Source organism: Sphingomonas sp. RB1R13, assembly GCF_036663775.1.
Lineage (GTDB): Bacteria > Pseudomonadota > Alphaproteobacteria > Sphingomonadales > Sphingomonadaceae > Sphingomicrobium.
Window position 1 is genome coordinate 1 of the sequence record NZ_JAXOJM010000024.1, and the last position, 1,487, is coordinate 1,487.

Sequence of the window (1,487 nt, forward strand, 5' to 3'; positions counted from 1 at the left end):
TCGGGCTGTTCGGGCGCGGTACCCCGCCTGAGACGACCCAGGCGCTGGTCGCCTATGCCCTGATCGTCACCGGCATCGTGTTCGGCGTGGCGACCATTTCCAACGACAACCTTCAGGACCTGAAGACCGGCGAGCTCGTCGGCGCGACGCCGTGGAAGCAGCAGGTGGCGCTGATGATCGGCGTCGTCTTCGGCAGCCTGGTGATCCCGCCGGTGCTCGACCTGCTGAACGCCACGCTGGGCTTTGCGGGCACGCCGGGCGCGGGACCGAACGCGCTGTCGGCACCGCAGGCCGCGCTGATCTCCGCGCTGGCCAAGGGTGTGCTGGGTGGCGACCTGAACTGGACGATGATCGGCGTGGGTGCGCTGGTCGGCGTCGGCGTGATTGTCGTCGACGAGCTGTGCGGCAAGCTCGGCTGGCTGCGCCTCCCCCCGCTGGGCGTGGGGCTGGGCATCTATCTGCCCATGTCGGCGACATTGCCCGTCGTGGTCGGTGCGGTGATCGGCCACGCCTATGACCGCTGGGCCAAGCGCAGCGCGAACCCGGAGGCCGCCGAGCGGCTGGGCGTGCGCGCGGTCATGGCGTCGGGGGGCAAGATCATCGGGCGCGGCCAAGCGCTGATCGTGCCGGGCGGTGCGGGGGATTGGGCCGGCCGGATGCAGGCCGGGCGCCTGATCGCGCAGCTTCGCTATGCCGGGCCTGCCGATACGCTGTGGCGGCTGACCGGCGTCGAGATGTTCGACCTGTCCGGCCCGGTCGCGATCGGTGCGGACGTGACCGGATCGCTTAACCAGCCCGTCATTCGCGGGGCAGTGAAGGCGGTCGGCGCGCGCATCGAGAGCGCGACGACCGGCACCGTCCTGACCGACGTACAGGCGACCGGCCGGTTCGGTGGATCGCGCCTCGTCATCGACCGCTTCGCCGCGCAGGCAGGCAAGGACGGGCGGGTCAGCGGCACCGGCCAGTTCGACTTCGCCGCCGCCAAGGGCGTCGGCCTCGACCTCGCGCTCAACGCCAGCAATGCGGTCATGATCGCGCGCGACGACATCGGCGCGACGGTGACGGGGCCGCTGACCTTCCATTCGGACGGCGCGGGCGGCACGATCGGCGCGATCAGCGGTGCCATCGGCACGCTGACCAATGCGGGCACCATCGATGGCGGCAGCCGCAGCGCGATTGATGCGGGCGCGAACTACAACTCGGCGGTCTATAGCAATGGCTGGACGAACACTGGGACGATCACCAGCAACGGCACCGCCGCCACGCTGGCCAATCTGCGCTCGTCCACGCTGACCAACAGCGGGACGATCAGCAATAACGGCACGGGCGCGGCGATTTCGGGTAACAGCGTGTCGCTGGTCAATCAGGCCGGGGGGCTGGTCACCACCACCGGTACGACGGCCATCCAGAGCGACAATGGTATCAGTCTGGTCAATAGCGGCACGATCGTCGGTGACATCGCCAGCGCGTCGGGGCCCTTCGGCTTC

Annotated in this window: 1 protein-coding gene; it reads left to right on the forward strand. The window is 69.6% G+C overall.

What is annotated here, in order from left to right; genetic code table 11:
• Nucleotides 1-1,487: OPT family oligopeptide transporter (locus U1700_RS14455; protein ID WP_332753394.1), on the forward strand; the 1,487-nt coding region annotated here is incomplete at both ends.